This window comes from Prevotella sp. E9-3, assembly GCF_022024015.1.
Classification (GTDB): Bacteria; Bacteroidota; Bacteroidia; order Bacteroidales; family Bacteroidaceae; genus Prevotella.
The window spans coordinates 116,172-131,304 of sequence record NZ_CP091786.1 but is presented as its reverse complement, the minus strand read 5'-3'; the positions used below and the strand labels follow the sequence as shown (position 1 = coordinate 131,304).

Below are 15,133 nucleotides of genomic sequence, written 5' to 3'. Positions count from 1 at the left end.
TATCAAAAGATTCGGGAAAATTACTTGATCACAAACTTCTTTCCGTTCTTGATATAGAGTCCTGGACGGAGCACAGTGATGCGACGACCCGAGAGGTCAAACACAGCATCGGAACTCTTCACGGGCTGAGCCGTCGTTACGTCGCTGATACCATCCAGTTTGCCGTTGATGTTCGAACGGTTCACCATCTGGTTCAGTGCCCTAATCTCAAGAGTAGAAAGCACACGGTCATAGACTATCACATCGTCGAACGAGGCATCGGCAGTACCCCAGAACGAGCCATTGCCAAGCATCAGTTCGTCGGCAGCGGCGAGATGGTCAACAATCAGGTTGTAGTTGAATCCCTGACGGGTAGTGGCCGACTTGCCATTGAGTTCCTCCTTGTAGCGGTCGCTCTTATGGGCCACACCATCTATATACATGGTGATGCCGCCAGAAGTGGCAGTTGCCGTGCGCTCAAAGGTGATTGTCACCAAATGCCAACGGTCAACGGTAAGGTCGGTAGGCTGTACGGTCTCGGGATGGTTAATATCGATGTAATTGCCATCGCCACTGTTAAAGCCCATATAGAGATTGCCCGTCATATAGAGCTGAGCAGTACCGGCTGTAGCGCCAAAGAGGGCATCCCACAGATTGGCATCGCTACGCTTCACGAAGAATGAGACGGTAGCGCCATTGGCAAGTTCCTTTCCCTTCAGGGGGTTAGGTATGGCAACATAACTTTCCTTACCCTTGGCACCAAAGACGGTGTGCACCACATTTCCATTGCGCAACACTTCGCCCTCAACCAATGTAGGCTGTTTGCCAGTACCGTTCTTTTTCAACTGGGCTTTCTCTGAAGGATTCAGCGAGTTAGACAATTCAGCATTGTCAAACTCATAGTGGGCCAGCATGCCATCTTTCCAAGTAGTGTAGGTGGTCTGCGAATTTTCCTCCGACTGAGCAGTCACATTATAATCTTTCTGCCAGAAATAATGGCCGGCTTCAAGGCGGGCAGTGAGTTGAACGGTGGTGTTTTCCTCCAAACCTACAGGATAATACTTACCATAAGCGGAAATGACCTCGGGATTACTGGTGGTCCAGTGCAGAGAAACATTATCTACATTCTCGCTCATAGCATAGAGGTCGATATTCTTGTTCACACGCTGACCATTGGACAACGGCTCGGTCTGATTGTTCAACTGCCAGGCAATTGAATAGTCGTCGCGGAACTTATAGCCCCACACGTTGACACCGTTGAGAGCCAATGCCGAGAAGGCCACAGTCTTAATACTCTTGCCATCTATCTGCTGTTCAAACAGCACACCATGATAGTTTGTAGAGCCCAGTTTCAAGGTGATGTAACTGGTGCCTTCCTTCAGACTCCACGTTCCCGTATAAGCTCCTGAAATCTTACCATCGGCGGTAAGTGTGATTTTTACAGGTTCTACGGTTTCAAAATTGGCAATATCGGTCTTGTATTTATGAACGAGAATCTGGTAGACACCAGGTATTTCACTATCAGGAACATTCTGGGTGGTGGCCAGTTCCTCGTCGGTAAGTGTTTCGCCATTATACTCAAAGGGCGAAGCCACCAGCCAGTTATTAGCATTGAGGAACATCTGGTGAACACGTACGGAATGACCCTCATAAACCTTTCCATCGGCCATATAGCCCACGTTAAAGCGAGTGTGATAAACCAAATAGGTACGCCCGTCCTCGGCGGCAATAACAGAGTTATGGCCCTGCGACAGTTCACCTTCCTTATTCGCGCCTTCCGACATGAATCCCCAATGGTCGTAAGCGCCCATCACCTTCACGCCACGGGTGTCACTGCCATTGCCATAGTTCAGCACATAGTTATTGAAGATAGCACTTACTCCATTGGCATCAACATAGGGGCCGTTGGGTTTCTGCGAACGGAACATACGCATCACGTAGCCACCTACGGGATTGTTCTTATCGTCGCGGCCGCCGGCAGTAAAGTTTCCATAGCTCACAAACAGGTAGTAGTAATTGCCTATATGCTCAATATAAGGCCCTTCGCCCGACACATAATAGCCGCCGGCTATCTTCTTGCCGAAATAAGGATCGCTGGTCACGCCATCGGTACTGCCGCCCGTAGATGGATATACCACATCATAATCACGTAAGCCATTCTCTTCGTTGAGCTCCAGCATCCAGATACCTCCACTCCACGAACCATATACCAGCCACAGTTTTCCGTCTTCGTCAAAGAATGCGGAAGGATCAATAGTGTGAGGCCAGCGACGCCCCCATCCACTACCGACAGCATAGCGTGTGGGCAATGATGTCAGCGTGCCTAATGCAAGTTCAAGGTCTGTACCTTTATAAGAGTGACCACTATCCTGGAAACCACTCATCACTACAGGCCCCTGATAGAGATACGGGCCCGTAATCTTGTCGGAAGTAAGCAACACAATACTGGAATGCCACGCATCGCCATTGATGCTCAGATACATGCACCATTTCTCCATGATTGGGTTCCACAACACGTCAGGAGCCCACATATTGCCGTCTATATTATAGGACTCATCCGTACGCCCCGACCATTCCATGGCATTGAAAGCGGGGAAATCAACTTCCACCCCACCCTTCATCACCTTGGTGACGGCAGGAGTCACGAAAGCATCCTTATTGGCAGCATTTGTGTTAGTACCAACTTGCCATGTTGGAGCCGACGAGGTCCAGTTCTGCAAATTGGTAGAATAAGCACCGGATTTATGCGAGCCGAAAATGTAATAACGCTTGGATACCGGCTCATAGACAACAGACGGATCATGCACACTGATTCGCTTCTTAGAAGTATTCTTGTACATGCTCTTTGCCTGAGTTGTAGTGATCTCTGTTTCCTCTTGCGCCATCACGGCTGTAAAGGGTAAGGCACATAATAGTAGTGATAGTAGTTTTTTCATTATATAGCAATGTTTTGATTTGTAATTATTTATAGGATCAAGTTCAATTTGCAAAGATAGGAAAAATAATAAAAACAAGAGTCTTTCTCACGTTAAAATTTGGTTATTAACAAGCTAATTTGTAATTTTGCAAAAACTTCAATAGGATTATTTATCTGCAATATGCGAAAAGTTATAGGTATAGGCGAGACCGTTCTCGACATTATTTTCAAGGGCGATCAGCCCGTACAGGCAGTGCCCGGTGGTTCTGCCTTCAATGCAATCATCTCTTTAGGACGCGCAGGCATTCCTGCTTCTTTTATCGGCGAAACAGGTAATGACCGTGTGGGCCAGTTAATCAAAAATTTCTTGAAAGACAATGGTGTCGATGAGTCGGGCGTTTGTACTTTTCCTGATTCTAAATCGCCTATCTCACTGGCTTTCCTCAACGAGGAGAACAATGCCGACTACCTGTTTTACAAAGACCATCCACACGACCAGATAGACTTTACCTACCCTGACATCCATGAGGACGACGTGGTGATATTCGGCTCGTTCTTTGCCATCAACCCCGTGGTTCGCCCACAGGTGGCAGCTTTTCTCGACTATGCCCACAAACAGGGAGCTATTCTCTATTACGACCTGAACTACCGTGCATCGCACAAGACCGACCTGCTGCGCGTAACGCCCAATATCATCGAAAATCTGGAAATGGCCGATATAGTACGCGGCAGCGAAGAGGACTTTGAGATTATGTACAAGAAAAAGGATGCCGACTCTGTGTATCGCTCTGAAATATCTTTCTACACCAAGAAATTCATCTATACACGCGGCGCCCAACCCGTTGAGGTAAGAGCCGACAATGGTTTTGCCAAACAATATCCCATCCAGAATGATGGAACGGTGGTAAGCACTATTGGTGCCGGCGATAATTTCAATGCAGGTTTTGTGTTCGGCCTCATCCGCGACGGCATCACTCGTGAGAATATTGAAAACGGACTCACCGAACAGCAGTGGGACCGTCTCATAGAAAGCGGCAACCGTTTCGCTGCAAATGTTTGCCACAGCTTCAATAACTATATTGAACCCGAATTCGGAAAACTAATCAATACATTATGAAAGAAATCATCAAAAACATCTATTACGTAGGCGTCAACGACCGCAACAAGACGCTCTTCGAAGGCCTTTGGCCATTGCCAAACGGCGTTAGTTACAATGCTTATCTGATCAACGACGAGAAAGTGTGCCTCATCGACACTGTTGAGGTTGACTTCTTCATACCTTTCCTCGAAAACATACGCGAGGTGATCGGTGACCGTCCTATCGACTATGTTGTAGTGAACCACATGGAACCCGACCACAGCGGCTCGCTGGCCCTGCTGCGCCAGTTCTATCCCAACATTCAGATTGTCGGCAATAAGAAGACATTCGATATGATGGCCGGTTTCTACAAACTTACCGACGGACTGCACGAGGTGAAGAACGGAGACGCTCTTTCATTGGGCAACCACGAGCTTCAGTTTGTACTCACTCCTATGGTGCACTGGCCTGAGACCATGATGACACTATGTAAGAGTGGAGAGTGTAGAGTGGAGAGTGTAGAGTTGGCTACCGCTCACAGTAATGCTGAAGATGCAACGATACTTTTCTCTGGTGATGCCTTCGGATGCTTCGGTGCCTTGAACGGCGCGTTTATCGACGAGCAAATGAACTGCGACACCTTCTGGTTGGAGATGGTGCGCTACTATTCCAATATCGTAGGAAAATACGGTACTCCCGTACAGATGGCCCTGAAGAAACTCGCTGGGGTGAAGGTTGACTATATCTGTTCTACCCACGGACCGGTATGGCACGAGAATGTAGAGAAGGTGATTGGCATCTACGACCAGTTGTCGCGTTATGAAGCCGAGCCCGGTCTTGTGATCTGCTATGGCACCATGTATGGCAATACCGAGCGTGCTGCCGAAGTTATTGCCCGCAGTGCTGCCGAAGCCGGTGTAAAGAATATCGTGATGTATAATGTGTCGAAGACTCACCACTCCTACATCATCCGCGATCTGTTCCGCTATAAAGGTCTCATCGTAGGTGCTCCTACCTATAACACCGGACTCTACCACGAGATGAACGTGCTCCTGGACGAACTGTCGCAGAAGGATATAAAAGGCCGTCTCTTCGGTTGGTTCGGCTCTTACAGCTGGGCATCAAAAGCAGTGAGTGAGATTCAGAAATGGAACGACGAGCGCCTGCACTACGATGCCGTTGGTACGCCTGTGGAAATCAAACAGGCCCTTAATAGCGAAACCATTGCACAGTGTGAGGCACTGGGCCGCGCAATGGCCGAAGCGCTAAAGAAGTAGTTCTGTATGTTGCGACCGAGTCGCAACACACAGGACAAGAAATGGTCGTTTATTAAACAGAAAAAAACAGCATCCCGTAGATGGGGCTGTTTCACTAAAAAAGAGCAGCTGCCACCTCATCAAGGGTGGTAGCTGTTTTTATATAAGTATGCCAACTGTTGCGCATCATCCCTTTTGCCTCCAAATCGTCAAGACAGGCAATGAGTGAATTCCAGAAACCATTCATATTCCAGAGAATGATGGGTTTCTGATGATAGTTAAGCGTGGCAGCTGCAACTACGGTAAACAGCTCGTCGAGCGTACCTATTCCTCCTGGCAACACAATAAAAGCATCGCTTTGCACCATCATCAGTTCCTTACGGTCGGTTAGGTCTTCAGTAGGAATATGCACATCGAGCCAAGGACTCAGTTTGCCCATCTCCTCAATTTTACGGGGCACCACGCCAATCACTTGTCCGCCAGCCTCCTTACAGGCTTTGCTTACTGAATGCATCAGTCCGGCATCATGACCACCGAACACGATGCTATGTCCGTTCTCTGCTGCCCAGCGACCTAACGCATGGGTCATCTCAAAAAAAAGTGGGTCAATCTGTTGATTGGCCGAACAAAAAACACATAGTTTCATGGGCACAAAGTTAACAAATGCTCGAAAAAGCACGAATCATTGGTTTGTTAAATAACGTTATATATTTCTCTATTTCCATTGTCGCATTTCAAAAATGTAATATATTTGCAATATCATTTTGATATCACTTTAACTTAACTATTTAAACTTTAAAAGACATGGAGAAGAAATTTGAAGGCAGTGTATTTAACGGCTTTTTGATGCTGTTTGTCACTTTAGCATTAACCATTCTCAGTATTGCATGGACCATTATAGGTATCATCATGTTGTCGGATGATAAAACTGACGGTCTGTATCTTTTATTCGGCGGTATAGCTCTGCTGATTTTCTCTATTATCATGATGTGCGGCTTCCTGATGCTTGAGCCCAATGAGGCACGTGTGCTGACCTGGTTTGGCAAGTATGCCGGCACTTTTACTGAAACAGGCTATTACTGGGTGAATCCTTTCTACGGAACAAAGAAGCTGTCGCTGCGTGCCCGTAATCTTGATGCCGAACCTATCAAGGTGAACGACAAAGTAGGTAATCCTGTGATGATTGGCTTGGTATTGGTATGGAAACTGAAAGACACCTATAAGGCCCTCTTTGAGATTGACTCACAGACCATGGCACCAACAAACCAGGAAGAGATTGGCGGTAGCAGTCTGAAAGGTATTATGCAGGCTTTGGAGAACTTTGTCAAGGTTCAGAGCGATGCAGCCCTCCGTCAAGTAGCCGGTCAATATGCCTACGATGATACCGACGAAAAGAACTCACAGGAAATGACCCTTCGCGACGGTGGTGACGAGATCAACAAACAGTTGGAAGAGAAACTCGACGAACGTCTGGCCCTGGCAGGTATCGAAGTGGTAGAAGCCCGCATCAACTATCTGGCTTATGCCCCCGAAATTGCAGCCGTTATGCTGCGCCGTCAGCAAGCCTCAGCCATTATCACAGCACGCGAAAAGATTGTGGAGGGTGCTGTCTCTATGGTGAAGATGGCCCTTGACAAACTGTCGAAAGAAAGCATTGTTGAGCTGGACGACGAAAAGAAGGCTGCCATGGTGAGCAATCTGCTCGTTGTACTCTGCGGTGACGATGCAGCCCAACCTGTTGTAAACACTGGCAGCCTGTATAAATAAAGATACCCTATAAGAAAAGGTTGTCTGTATAATTTAGAAAAACGTAATGGCAAAAGATACTGCAACAAAGAGTTTTATTCTGCGCATCGATGCCGCAACAATGAATGCCATTGAAGCCTGGGCCGCTGATGAGTTTCGCTCTACCAACGGCCAACTTCAATGGATCATCAACGAAGCTCTGCGCAAGGCGCATCGACTGCCAAAGAATAACAAAACTAATAGCACGAAAGAAGATGAAACTGTTTAAGCAAAAGAATAACAAAAAGGTAAAAATGGGCCGTACCTTAGAAGGCACTATTTTTGAAGTTTCCTTTACCGTACTGGCTATTCTGCTGTGGGGATTCATTTCATGGCTTTCCGGACAAGCCCCCTCTACAATAGCCATTCATTTCGACCTGCAAGGGAATCCTAACGGATGGGGAACTCCCGGCCACATCCTGTTCGCCTGCGGAATAACCACGATAGTGGGTATTGCCATGATGGTGTTTGCCTATTTCCCACACATGATCAATCTGCCTGTTGAAGTGCGTAATTTCCGCCAATATACGCTTGTTAGCCGTATGACACGCATCATGGCTATTGAGATACTCCTGCTCACACTCTGTATGGCTCTGACTACTTTAGGATCGGGCATTGGCTGGAATATTCCTGCCAAAGTTCTTATCCTCTCTACGGTAGGCGTCATCCTCGCAACTACAATAATCTGTTGCGTATTTATTCACAAGGCAGGAGCCCAATAATCTGATATTCACAAAGTGCTGCTCATGATTAATCGGGCGTATAGTGAATAGCCATCATTGTCAGGTCGTCGCTCTGCTCAGCATCACCCACGAAAGCATGAACGGCGTTGGTCATATGGTCAATGATGGAGCGGGGTGACATCTGACCGTCTTCACTTGTAGCCTGAGCCGCTTGATGAAGACGCTGTGTTCCGAACTGATCGTGGTCGATATTCTCGGCCTCGGTCAGTCCGTCTGTATAAAGGAAGATTGTTGTACCTATATATATATCTGCTTCCTGCTCACTGAACTGCCAGTCAGGCATAACACCTACAGGTAGATTGCTGTCAACAGGCAAGAGTCCGATGTTCTTACCGTCAGCAGAAATAAGCAGCGGTGCATCATGCCCTGCATTACTATAGCGCATATTGCCCGTAGCCAAATCGAGCACTCCCACAAACAGCGTTACAAACATGTTTGCCTCATTATCTTCAGCAATGGTATCGTTGAGTTGTTTAACGATGAGGCTCGGTTCAGACACATGAGCAGAGATGGTTCGGAACAGGGCACGCGTCACAGCCATTACCAATGAGGCAGGAACGCCCTTTCCACTCACATCACCTATACAGAAAAATAGTTTTCCGTCGCGGATATAAAAGTCGTACAGATCACCGCCCACTGCCTTTGCCGGTGTCAGTTGTCCGAAGATGGTCACCTCTTTGCAGTCGGGGAAAGGCGGGAAGGTTTTGGGCAACATTGCCATTTGAATGGTTCGCGCAATATTCAATTCACTCTCAATACGTCCTTTCTGTTCAGTTACTCGAATGGTTTCCTGAATCTGATTGTTCAACGAATGCTGCATGGTATTGAATGAGTCGTACAGTCGGCGCATCTCGTCGTGGGTATGCACAACAGGCAGCGGCGCTTCGAAGTTACCCTGAGCAATCTCGTCGGCCGAATCGGCAAATCGTGTCAGCGGTTTGGTGATTCTTCCAATATTATAGTAGCATAGCACAAATACGACAACAAGGCCCAGCAGCATCAGCGCTATGATAACGAGTCCCACTTTCTGAGCCATTGCCACCATTTCGTGTTCCGGAACCACAATGGCCATAGACCATCCTGTGTGCTCAATAGGAGAATAGAACACACGCAAACTTTCATCATATTCAATTACTGCATCTCCTTTCCGCCCATCAATCATCTCATAGGCTATGGCATCGTCTGTACTGTCGGGCGTTTCCATACAGTGACTAAACAGGGTTTCATTCAGCACCTTTCTTGGATCTGGATGAGCAATATAGGTGCCGCTTTTTCCTATGATAAAACTGAAAGCATGGCCTTGCCCTACCCCTTGTTCATTGTTGTTGATGCTATCTGTCTGAAGCATCATGTTGACGAGCCATTCCAAAGCCAAATCGGCTGTGAAGATAGCATACAGTTCGCCATTACTATTGCGCAGCGGAAGCGAGTAAGTGGTCATCATCATGTTGCCCCCATCTTTGTCGAAATAAGGCTCACTCCAATAGGGACGGTCCAAGAGTTTCGGTATCTGATACCAGTCCATATAGTGATACTCATAGTCGGCAGTACCCAACTGCTTGGTCTCTATCACATCCCCGTTGCGATAGGCATAGGGGGAGAACTGCACTCCTTTTTCAGGATAATAGTTTGGTTCGAAGGCAATGGCCGAACCCACGATGTCAGGGTTCAATGCCAACACTCGCTCAACTACGCTAAAGAGCTGATCTGGGTTATTCAACCGTTCTTCTACCTGCGGCACTGCATTGCTAATGGCCACTTCTACTGCACTCAGTGTAGCATTCACACGCTCGTTATTACTATTGAGCAGTCCTTGATAGCGGGCGTTGGCCTCCAGATAGATGCCATAAGAAGTTGTGCCATAAATGAACAATGTGACAACTATGAACGTGAGTAGCATTGGAGCCGTAACCCAAAACGTGATCTTGGCTGCCAACGAACGTGAGGGGATAAATATCTTGGCTAATTTCATGGCTCAGTAATTTCTTTGTATGTAATGGTACGGTTCAGATAACCAGTTTCACCCATCAACTGGTTTACCAGGTTCACTGCTTCAGGTTCCAGTCGATAGGTTCGCTTACCTGTCTTATGATCATTGGTCAACTCCAGAATCTGCTTCAGCATCCAACGCTGGGCAGGACGGTTGGTCTTCACCCCATTCTTACGCACCACATCCATGACAATATCAAGGGCCTCTTCCGGGTGACTGGCTGCCCACTCCCACCCTTGTCTTGAGGCACGAACGAATTTATCTACGGTATGAGGATGCGCTTTATAATAATCGGCCGTTACATAGATACCATCCTCCGGTATATTACAACCTATATCGGCCAGATAGATAAGCTGACTGTCCTGAAAACGCTGACCGGCCAACTTCAGTTGGAAAAACTCGTTGTAGCTCTGCGCCATCGTAGCATCTACAGCCTTAGAAACATACAGATTCACATGCTGAATGAAAGGCACCCACTCCCACTCCACTTTCTGCTGACGGGCCATGGCATAGGCCAACTCACTGAACCCTACATACCACGTACCCACTTTCTTCCCATCCAGGTCATGAATACTCTTCAGCGGTTTGTGCGACACAATCATCTGCGAATTATTCTGCAACACCTGCAACACGTTTTTCAAAGGTATTCCCTGATCAATATAGTGCATGGCAGTAGGCAGCTGCAGGGTAATAATCTGACTGCTTCCACTCTTCAAACGGTTTATACATGGATTTGAAGCCGACGGATGGACAATTTGTACATTCAGCCCCATATCCTTATAGAATCCTTTGGCCTCAGCCACATAATAGCCGACAAACTGTGCCTGTGGCGTCCATTGTGGAGAAAAAACAATATCTTCCTGACCATACGACATTAAACAGGAAAAGAGTAGTATGGCGATTAGTTTCAGTCTGTACATCTTGCGTTATTAGGCTAATAATTTATTTTGTCCAAGAATAAAATATTGTATTATCGTTGGCAAAAATACAAAAAAACAGTGAAACGCAAAAAGGAAAAACAACTATTTTACCGATTTATGGTTTATTCTGATAAAAAATAGGTAACTTTGCACGCAAATAATTGTAAATGAAGACATTTGAAGAACTTGGCGTATGTGAAGAGATTCGTCGCGCCATCGAAGAAATGGGGTTTGTACAGCCCATGCCTGTGCAAGAAGCAGTGATTCCAACGCTGTTGGAGAGTAGAAAAGACACCATCGCCCTTGCACAGACGGGTACGGGAAAAACGGCATCATTCGGCATTCCCTTACTCCAGCGCTTGTGGCAAGGCGAACCTGTATCAGCTGAGAAGAAAGGTCTTCCCCAAGCACTTATCCTTTCTCCTACACGCGAACTGTGTCTGCAGATAGCCGACGACCTGCGCGATTTCTCTAAATACATGGACGGCATCCATATCGAAGCTGTCTATGGCGGTGCTGCCATCGAACAACAGATGCGCGCCCTGAAGAAAGGTGTTCAGATTATCGTGGCCACTCCAGGCCGACTCATCGACCTGAAGAACCGTGGCTATGCCAAACTGGAACAGGTGCAGAACATTGTGCTCGACGAGGCCGACGAGATGCTGAACATGGGATTCTCTGACGCTATCGAAGAGATTTTCGAAGCATTGCCAAAGGAACACAACACCTTGATGTTCTCGGCCACGATGAGCCGCGATGTGGAGCGGGTGGCAAAGAAATACCTCAACGACCATCAGGAGATTGTGGTAGGTTCGCGCAACGAGGGTGCCGAGAGTGTAAACCACATCTACTACATGGTTCAGGCCAAGGACAAATATCTGGCCTTGAAACGTATTGTTGACTACAACCCACGCATCTTCGCCATCATTTTCTGTCGCACCAAACTGGAAACTCAGGAGATTGCCGACAAACTGATCAAGGACGGCTACAACGCCGAAGCCCTGCATGGCGACCTCTCGCAACAACAGCGCGACCTGACCATGCAGAAATTCCGTCAGCACCTCACTCAACTGCTGGTGGCCACCGATGTGGCTGCACGTGGACTGGATGTGAACGACCTGACTCACGTCATCAACTTCGGACTCCCCGACGATATTGAAAACTATACCCACCGCTCAGGCCGTACAGGTCGTGCCGGAAAGAAAGGTACCAGCATCAGCATTGTTCACTCAAGGGAGAAACACAAGATTCGCAACATCGAGAAAGTGATTGGCAAATCGTTTGTCGAAGCCGAGATTCCCAAGGCCGAGGAGATCTGTAAGAAACAGCTCTACAAGGTGATGGACCAGATTGTGAAGACCGATGTGAACGACGACGAGATTGCTCCTTTCATCGACGATATGAACCGCTACTTCGAGTATATCGACAAGGAGGAAATCATCAAGAAGATTGTATCACTCGAGTTCGGCAAGTTCCTGGCCTATTATGCCGAAGCGCCCGAACTGGAAAAGGTGAAAGAGGAAAAAGCCGACCGGAAAGACAAGCGCAATCAGACCGACCGCCAGAAACGGGTGAACAAACCCGAGAAAGGTTTTACTCGACTGTTCATCAATCTGGGCAAGCGCGACGGATTCTATCCCGGTGAACTGATGCAGACGCTGAACCGCTATGTGGGCGGTCGTCAGCAGGTAGGACATATCGACCTGCTCGACACCATCAGCTATTTCGAGGTGCCCGACAAGGACGCCCGCAAAGTGATGAGCCAACTCACCGGTATTCGCTATAAAGGACGCACCGTGCGCTGCAACAATCAGGAAGACGGTCGCCCCGAAAACAATGAAAGAGGCGAACGTAAGAAAGGCGGTGAAAGAGGCGAGAGAAAAGAAAGAAGAGAAAAGCGAGTTGAAAAGAAAGAAGACAGCGGCAACTGGCGCGACCTGATGCGCATAGCCACCGAAGACAATCGCCGCGGCAAGAAACAATATGGTTTGCGAGGTGAGGAGCCCGACTTCACAGAAGAGGGCTGGGCACGCCGCAAACCAAAGAAAAAGAAATAAGCGTTAGCGAATATACGCCATTATCACATCTACGGCCTCGTCTTCAGTCATGTCAGCCATGTTGATCACGAGGTCGTAGTTTCTTGTATCATAACGCGACTTATCAGTATATTTCTGCAAATAGCTTTCACGACTCTCATCCACCTCTTCCAAAATATGCAGAGCCTCCTCGGTAGTAATTCCACGCTTGCGCGCCAGTCGGTCTATGCGGTTCAGTAGTGGGGCCTGAATAAACACATTCAGGTGGTTAGGCCACTCTTTAAACATCAGGAATGTACTGCGACCAGCCACCACACACGACTCCTGACGGGCCAGTGCTTCCAGAATGCGGCGCTCAGTTTCAAACACATTGGTAGAGGTCAGCTTCAGTTCCGGATCGGCCGATGGCGTAAAATTGGCCAGAAAGCCCTTATAGAAATTATTAAACTCATCCCACCACGACAGTTTCTGAGCCTTGATACGCTCTATCTCGTCAATCGTCAGTCGATATTTCTGCGTCAGACTCTCCGTGAGCACCTTGTCATAAAATTTCACTTGCAGGCGCTCAGCCAGCTTGCGTCCGACAGTTCGTCCGCCAGAACCCAACTCACGGTTAATGGTAATCACAAATTTTTCTGATTTATTCATCTCGTTTTTTGTTTGTTCTCTTTCGTATAGAAATGTCTTTCAATCTCTTGTTGACATCTAAACGAAGAAAACGCCTATTTATTGCATTAAGAAATATGAATAAAAAAGGTAACTGTAGAACAGATGTTTAATGTTTATCTCTGAAATTCTTCTGCATGATGGTGAATCCGTCGTATCCGGTGAGGTCGCCTCTAAGGAAGAGTTGTTTAAACTTCTCTATACCCTTCAGTTGCCAGTCCAGCCAGGCTCGCACCATACGGCTGTTGGCACCGCCAAAGGGCTGCTCGTAAGTGCCGCCGTGTCCGCTCTGCATGTTATCGGCCAGCACCACAGGCACTCTATTTATAGCCTTGTAGTCCATCTGTGCGTTCTGCCAGGCCACATCCGTAGTTCCGCCCACAAGGTATAGTACAGGTCCGTGCAGGTTCTTCAGCGACTTTCTGCTGGCATCGGCCATCGTCATCTTGCCCATGCCGGCATTGAGAATGACGTAGGTCTGCAGTCTCGGGTCTGCAGCATTGGCCAGCACCTGAGCACCGCCACAGGAGTGTCCGGCGGCAGCAATGCGGTCGGCATCTATCTTATTATAATAAGGTGAACTGGGGTTAGAGGCCTGCTGGCTAATCCAATCGAGGGCCTTCTTGACCATTGACGAAGGTGTGTGCTGGTCGTTCTCATGCCGGGCTAGCATCTGCATCTCGCCAATGGCCACTACCATATATCCGTAGGAGGCCAGGTCTGTAAGCATGTTTTCATAACCGATACTGGTATCCATGCAACCGCCATTGCAGAACACCATCACAGGCAGCTTCTCTTTTTGGGGTGCTCCGGTAGCAAACATGGTTGGCCTTCCAACGGTCATGGCGGCATCAATATTCATGGGTCTGTAAACCACAAAGTCGGTGAGTGATTTTTCACGGACTGCCACCGCCTTGTAGGGACCGCTGCCGCCATACTCCACCACCTTCAGCTGTTCAAATGAGAGGGTCGGGTCATCGTGTTTCAGATAGCGTGCAAAGAAGGCATCCATGGCAGGACGAGTGAATTCCAGCTGCTGATCGAAGGCCACACCGTGCTGTCCATGCACTTTCACATAGTCCACCGGCGAACCGGCCTTCTGCATCTTCACCACCCAGTCTTCCGTCAGGTTCGGGCGAACCACAGGGTCTTCGCCGCCTTGTAGCACGAGCATCGGTGTTTCTCTTTTGCCTATATAGCCGATGGGCCACCACTCTCTGTGGTCATTCCATTCGCCTGCACGGCCAATCTCCGTGGGAGGCGCACCACCAACCGCACAGGCTACGCCAGCAGTCAGTCCGGCCATCAACGACAAATGTCCGCCAGCCGAGTGACCATATGTGCCAATACGGACAGGGTCAATACCCAACTGTTGTGCATGGTCTTTCATCCATTTCACGGCAGCCTGCACATCCTCTATACAGGCAGGCATCGGGGCCTCCTGCACCAGCCGGTAGTTCATGTTACACACCACATAGCCCTTCATGGCATAATCCACCATCAACGTACGGTAAACCATATCGTTCTTCGATCCTGCGCTCCAGCCGCCGCCATGGATGATGAGTATGGCCGGACGGTTCTGTTGTGGTCCGAAGAGAGGTTGCGCCAAGTCAAGTACGGTACTCGGTCCCACGTCGGTCCGATAGGCGATGTTTTCAGTCACTGTGATTTGTCGTTGCCCTGTCTGGGCTGAAGCTGTGAGCATCAGCAGGTTCAGGAAGAAAAAAAGACACTTTTTCATGTTATTACTGGTATTTATATGT

The 15,133-nt window shown here is 48.2% G+C and carries 12 protein-coding genes; 6 read left to right on the top strand and 6 right to left on the bottom strand.

Features of this window, described 5'->3' with window-relative positions; translation table 11 throughout:
• Window positions 1-20: 20 nt before the first annotated feature.
• On the bottom strand, window positions 21-2,915 hold the full coding sequence (locus L6475_RS00435; protein ID WP_237821430.1) for a family 43 glycosylhydrolase: 2,895 nt from the start codon (window positions 2,913-2,915) through the stop codon (window positions 21-23).
• A gap of 162 nt (window positions 2,916-3,077) precedes the next feature.
• On the opposite strand from L6475_RS00435, the gene L6475_RS00430 reads away from it, so the two are divergent.
• Together L6475_RS00430 and L6475_RS00425 are read left to right on the top strand one after the other, a co-directional pair.
• Window positions 3,078-4,013, top strand: a complete 936-nt coding sequence (locus L6475_RS00430) for a carbohydrate kinase (RefSeq protein ID WP_237821428.1) — start codon at window positions 3,078-3,080, stop codon at window positions 4,011-4,013.
• A complete protein-coding gene (locus tag L6475_RS00425) occupies window positions 4,010-5,251 on the top strand; it encodes an FprA family A-type flavoprotein (RefSeq protein WP_237821426.1) in 1,242 nt (413 codons plus the stop codon). The genes L6475_RS00430 and L6475_RS00425 overlap by 4 nt, the downstream gene beginning before the upstream one ends.
• A 94-nt stretch (window positions 5,252-5,345) precedes the next feature.
• On the opposite strand, the gene L6475_RS00420 is transcribed toward L6475_RS00425, so the two are convergent.
• Window positions 5,346-5,876 (bottom strand): TIGR00730 family Rossman fold protein, encoded by a 531-nt coding sequence (locus tag L6475_RS00420; RefSeq protein WP_237821424.1) that lies wholly within the window; start codon window positions 5,874-5,876, stop codon window positions 5,346-5,348.
• A gap of 158 nt (window positions 5,877-6,034) precedes the next feature.
• On the opposite strand from L6475_RS00420, the gene L6475_RS00415 reads away from it, so the two are divergent.
• Genes L6475_RS00415 through L6475_RS00405 form a run of 3 tightly spaced genes read left to right on the top strand, consistent with a single transcriptional unit; the run spans window position 6,035 to window position 7,737 of the window.
• Entirely contained in the window at window positions 6,035-6,997 is a 963-nt protein-coding gene (locus L6475_RS00415) for an SPFH domain-containing protein (RefSeq protein WP_237821422.1), read from the top strand.
• A 46-nt stretch (window positions 6,998-7,043) separates the two neighbouring features.
• Complete coding sequence (locus L6475_RS00410) at window positions 7,044-7,244, top strand: hypothetical protein (protein WP_237821420.1); 201 nt, start codon at window positions 7,044-7,046, stop codon at window positions 7,242-7,244.
• Complete coding sequence (locus tag L6475_RS00405; protein ID WP_237821418.1) at window positions 7,231-7,737, top strand: DUF1648 domain-containing protein; 507 nt, start codon at window positions 7,231-7,233, stop codon at window positions 7,735-7,737. Before L6475_RS00410 ends, L6475_RS00405 begins: the two co-directional genes overlap by 14 nt.
• Window positions 7,738-7,765: 28 nt before the next feature.
• On the opposite strand, the gene L6475_RS00400 is transcribed toward L6475_RS00405, so the two are convergent.
• Together L6475_RS00400 and L6475_RS00395 are read right to left on the bottom strand one after the other, a co-directional pair.
• A complete protein-coding gene (locus tag L6475_RS00400; RefSeq protein ID WP_237821416.1) occupies window positions 7,766-9,730 on the bottom strand; it encodes a SpoIIE family protein phosphatase in 1,965 nt (654 codons plus the stop codon).
• A complete protein-coding gene (locus L6475_RS00395) occupies window positions 9,727-10,668 on the bottom strand; it encodes an ABC transporter substrate-binding protein (protein ID WP_237821414.1) in 942 nt (313 codons plus the stop codon). Before L6475_RS00395 ends, L6475_RS00400 begins: the two co-directional genes overlap by 4 nt.
• A 167-nt stretch (window positions 10,669-10,835) precedes the next feature.
• Here L6475_RS00395 and L6475_RS00390 point away from each other — a divergent pair, with 167 nt between their 5' ends.
• Window positions 10,836-12,725: a DEAD/DEAH box helicase gene (locus L6475_RS00390; protein ID WP_237821412.1), complete on the top strand. Its 1,890-nt coding sequence runs from the start codon at window positions 10,836-10,838 to the stop codon at window positions 12,723-12,725.
• A 3-nt stretch (window positions 12,726-12,728) separates the two neighbouring features.
• Here the strand turns inward: L6475_RS00390 and L6475_RS00385 are convergent, their stop codons facing one another.
• Together L6475_RS00385 and L6475_RS00380 are read right to left on the bottom strand one after the other, a co-directional pair.
• The gene (locus tag L6475_RS00385) at window positions 12,729-13,352 is read right to left on the bottom strand and encodes an AAA family ATPase (RefSeq protein ID WP_237821409.1); all 624 of its coding nucleotides are present in this window, start codon (window positions 13,350-13,352) and stop codon (window positions 12,729-12,731) included.
• 127 nt (window positions 13,353-13,479) lie between these two features.
• On the bottom strand, window positions 13,480-15,111 hold the full coding sequence (locus tag L6475_RS00380) for an alpha/beta hydrolase fold domain-containing protein (RefSeq protein ID WP_237821407.1): 1,632 nt from the start codon (window positions 15,109-15,111) through the stop codon (window positions 13,480-13,482).
• Between the last annotated feature and the right edge of the window lie 22 nt (window positions 15,112-15,133).

Excerpts from the sequence above, each read along its gene's own strand:
- L6475_RS00435 (WP_237821430.1), bottom strand. The coding sequence starts at position 2,915 with ATGAAAAAACTACTATCACTACTATTATGTGCCTTACCCTTTACAGCC.
- L6475_RS00430 (WP_237821428.1), top strand. The coding sequence starts at position 3,078 with ATGCGAAAAGTTATAGGTATAGGCGAGACCGTTCTCGACATTATTTTC.
- L6475_RS00425 (WP_237821426.1), top strand. The coding sequence starts at position 4,010 with ATGAAAGAAATCATCAAAAACATCTATTACGTAGGCGTCAACGACCGC.
- L6475_RS00420 (WP_237821424.1), bottom strand. The coding sequence starts at position 5,876 with ATGAAACTATGTGTTTTTTGTTCGGCCAATCAACAGATTGACCCACTT.
- L6475_RS00415 (WP_237821422.1), top strand. The coding sequence starts at position 6,035 with ATGGAGAAGAAATTTGAAGGCAGTGTATTTAACGGCTTTTTGATGCTG.
- L6475_RS00410 (WP_237821420.1), top strand. The coding sequence starts at position 7,044 with ATGGCAAAAGATACTGCAACAAAGAGTTTTATTCTGCGCATCGATGCC.
- L6475_RS00405 (WP_237821418.1), top strand. The coding sequence starts at position 7,231 with ATGAAACTGTTTAAGCAAAAGAATAACAAAAAGGTAAAAATGGGCCGT.
- L6475_RS00400 (WP_237821416.1), bottom strand. The coding sequence starts at position 9,730 with ATGAAATTAGCCAAGATATTTATCCCCTCACGTTCGTTGGCAGCCAAG.
- L6475_RS00395 (WP_237821414.1), bottom strand. The coding sequence starts at position 10,668 with ATGTACAGACTGAAACTAATCGCCATACTACTCTTTTCCTGTTTAATG.
- L6475_RS00390 (WP_237821412.1), top strand. The coding sequence starts at position 10,836 with ATGAAGACATTTGAAGAACTTGGCGTATGTGAAGAGATTCGTCGCGCC.
- L6475_RS00385 (WP_237821409.1), bottom strand. The coding sequence starts at position 13,352 with ATGAATAAATCAGAAAAATTTGTGATTACCATTAACCGTGAGTTGGGT.
- L6475_RS00380 (WP_237821407.1), bottom strand. The coding sequence starts at position 15,111 with ATGAAAAAGTGTCTTTTTTTCTTCCTGAACCTGCTGATGCTCACAGCT.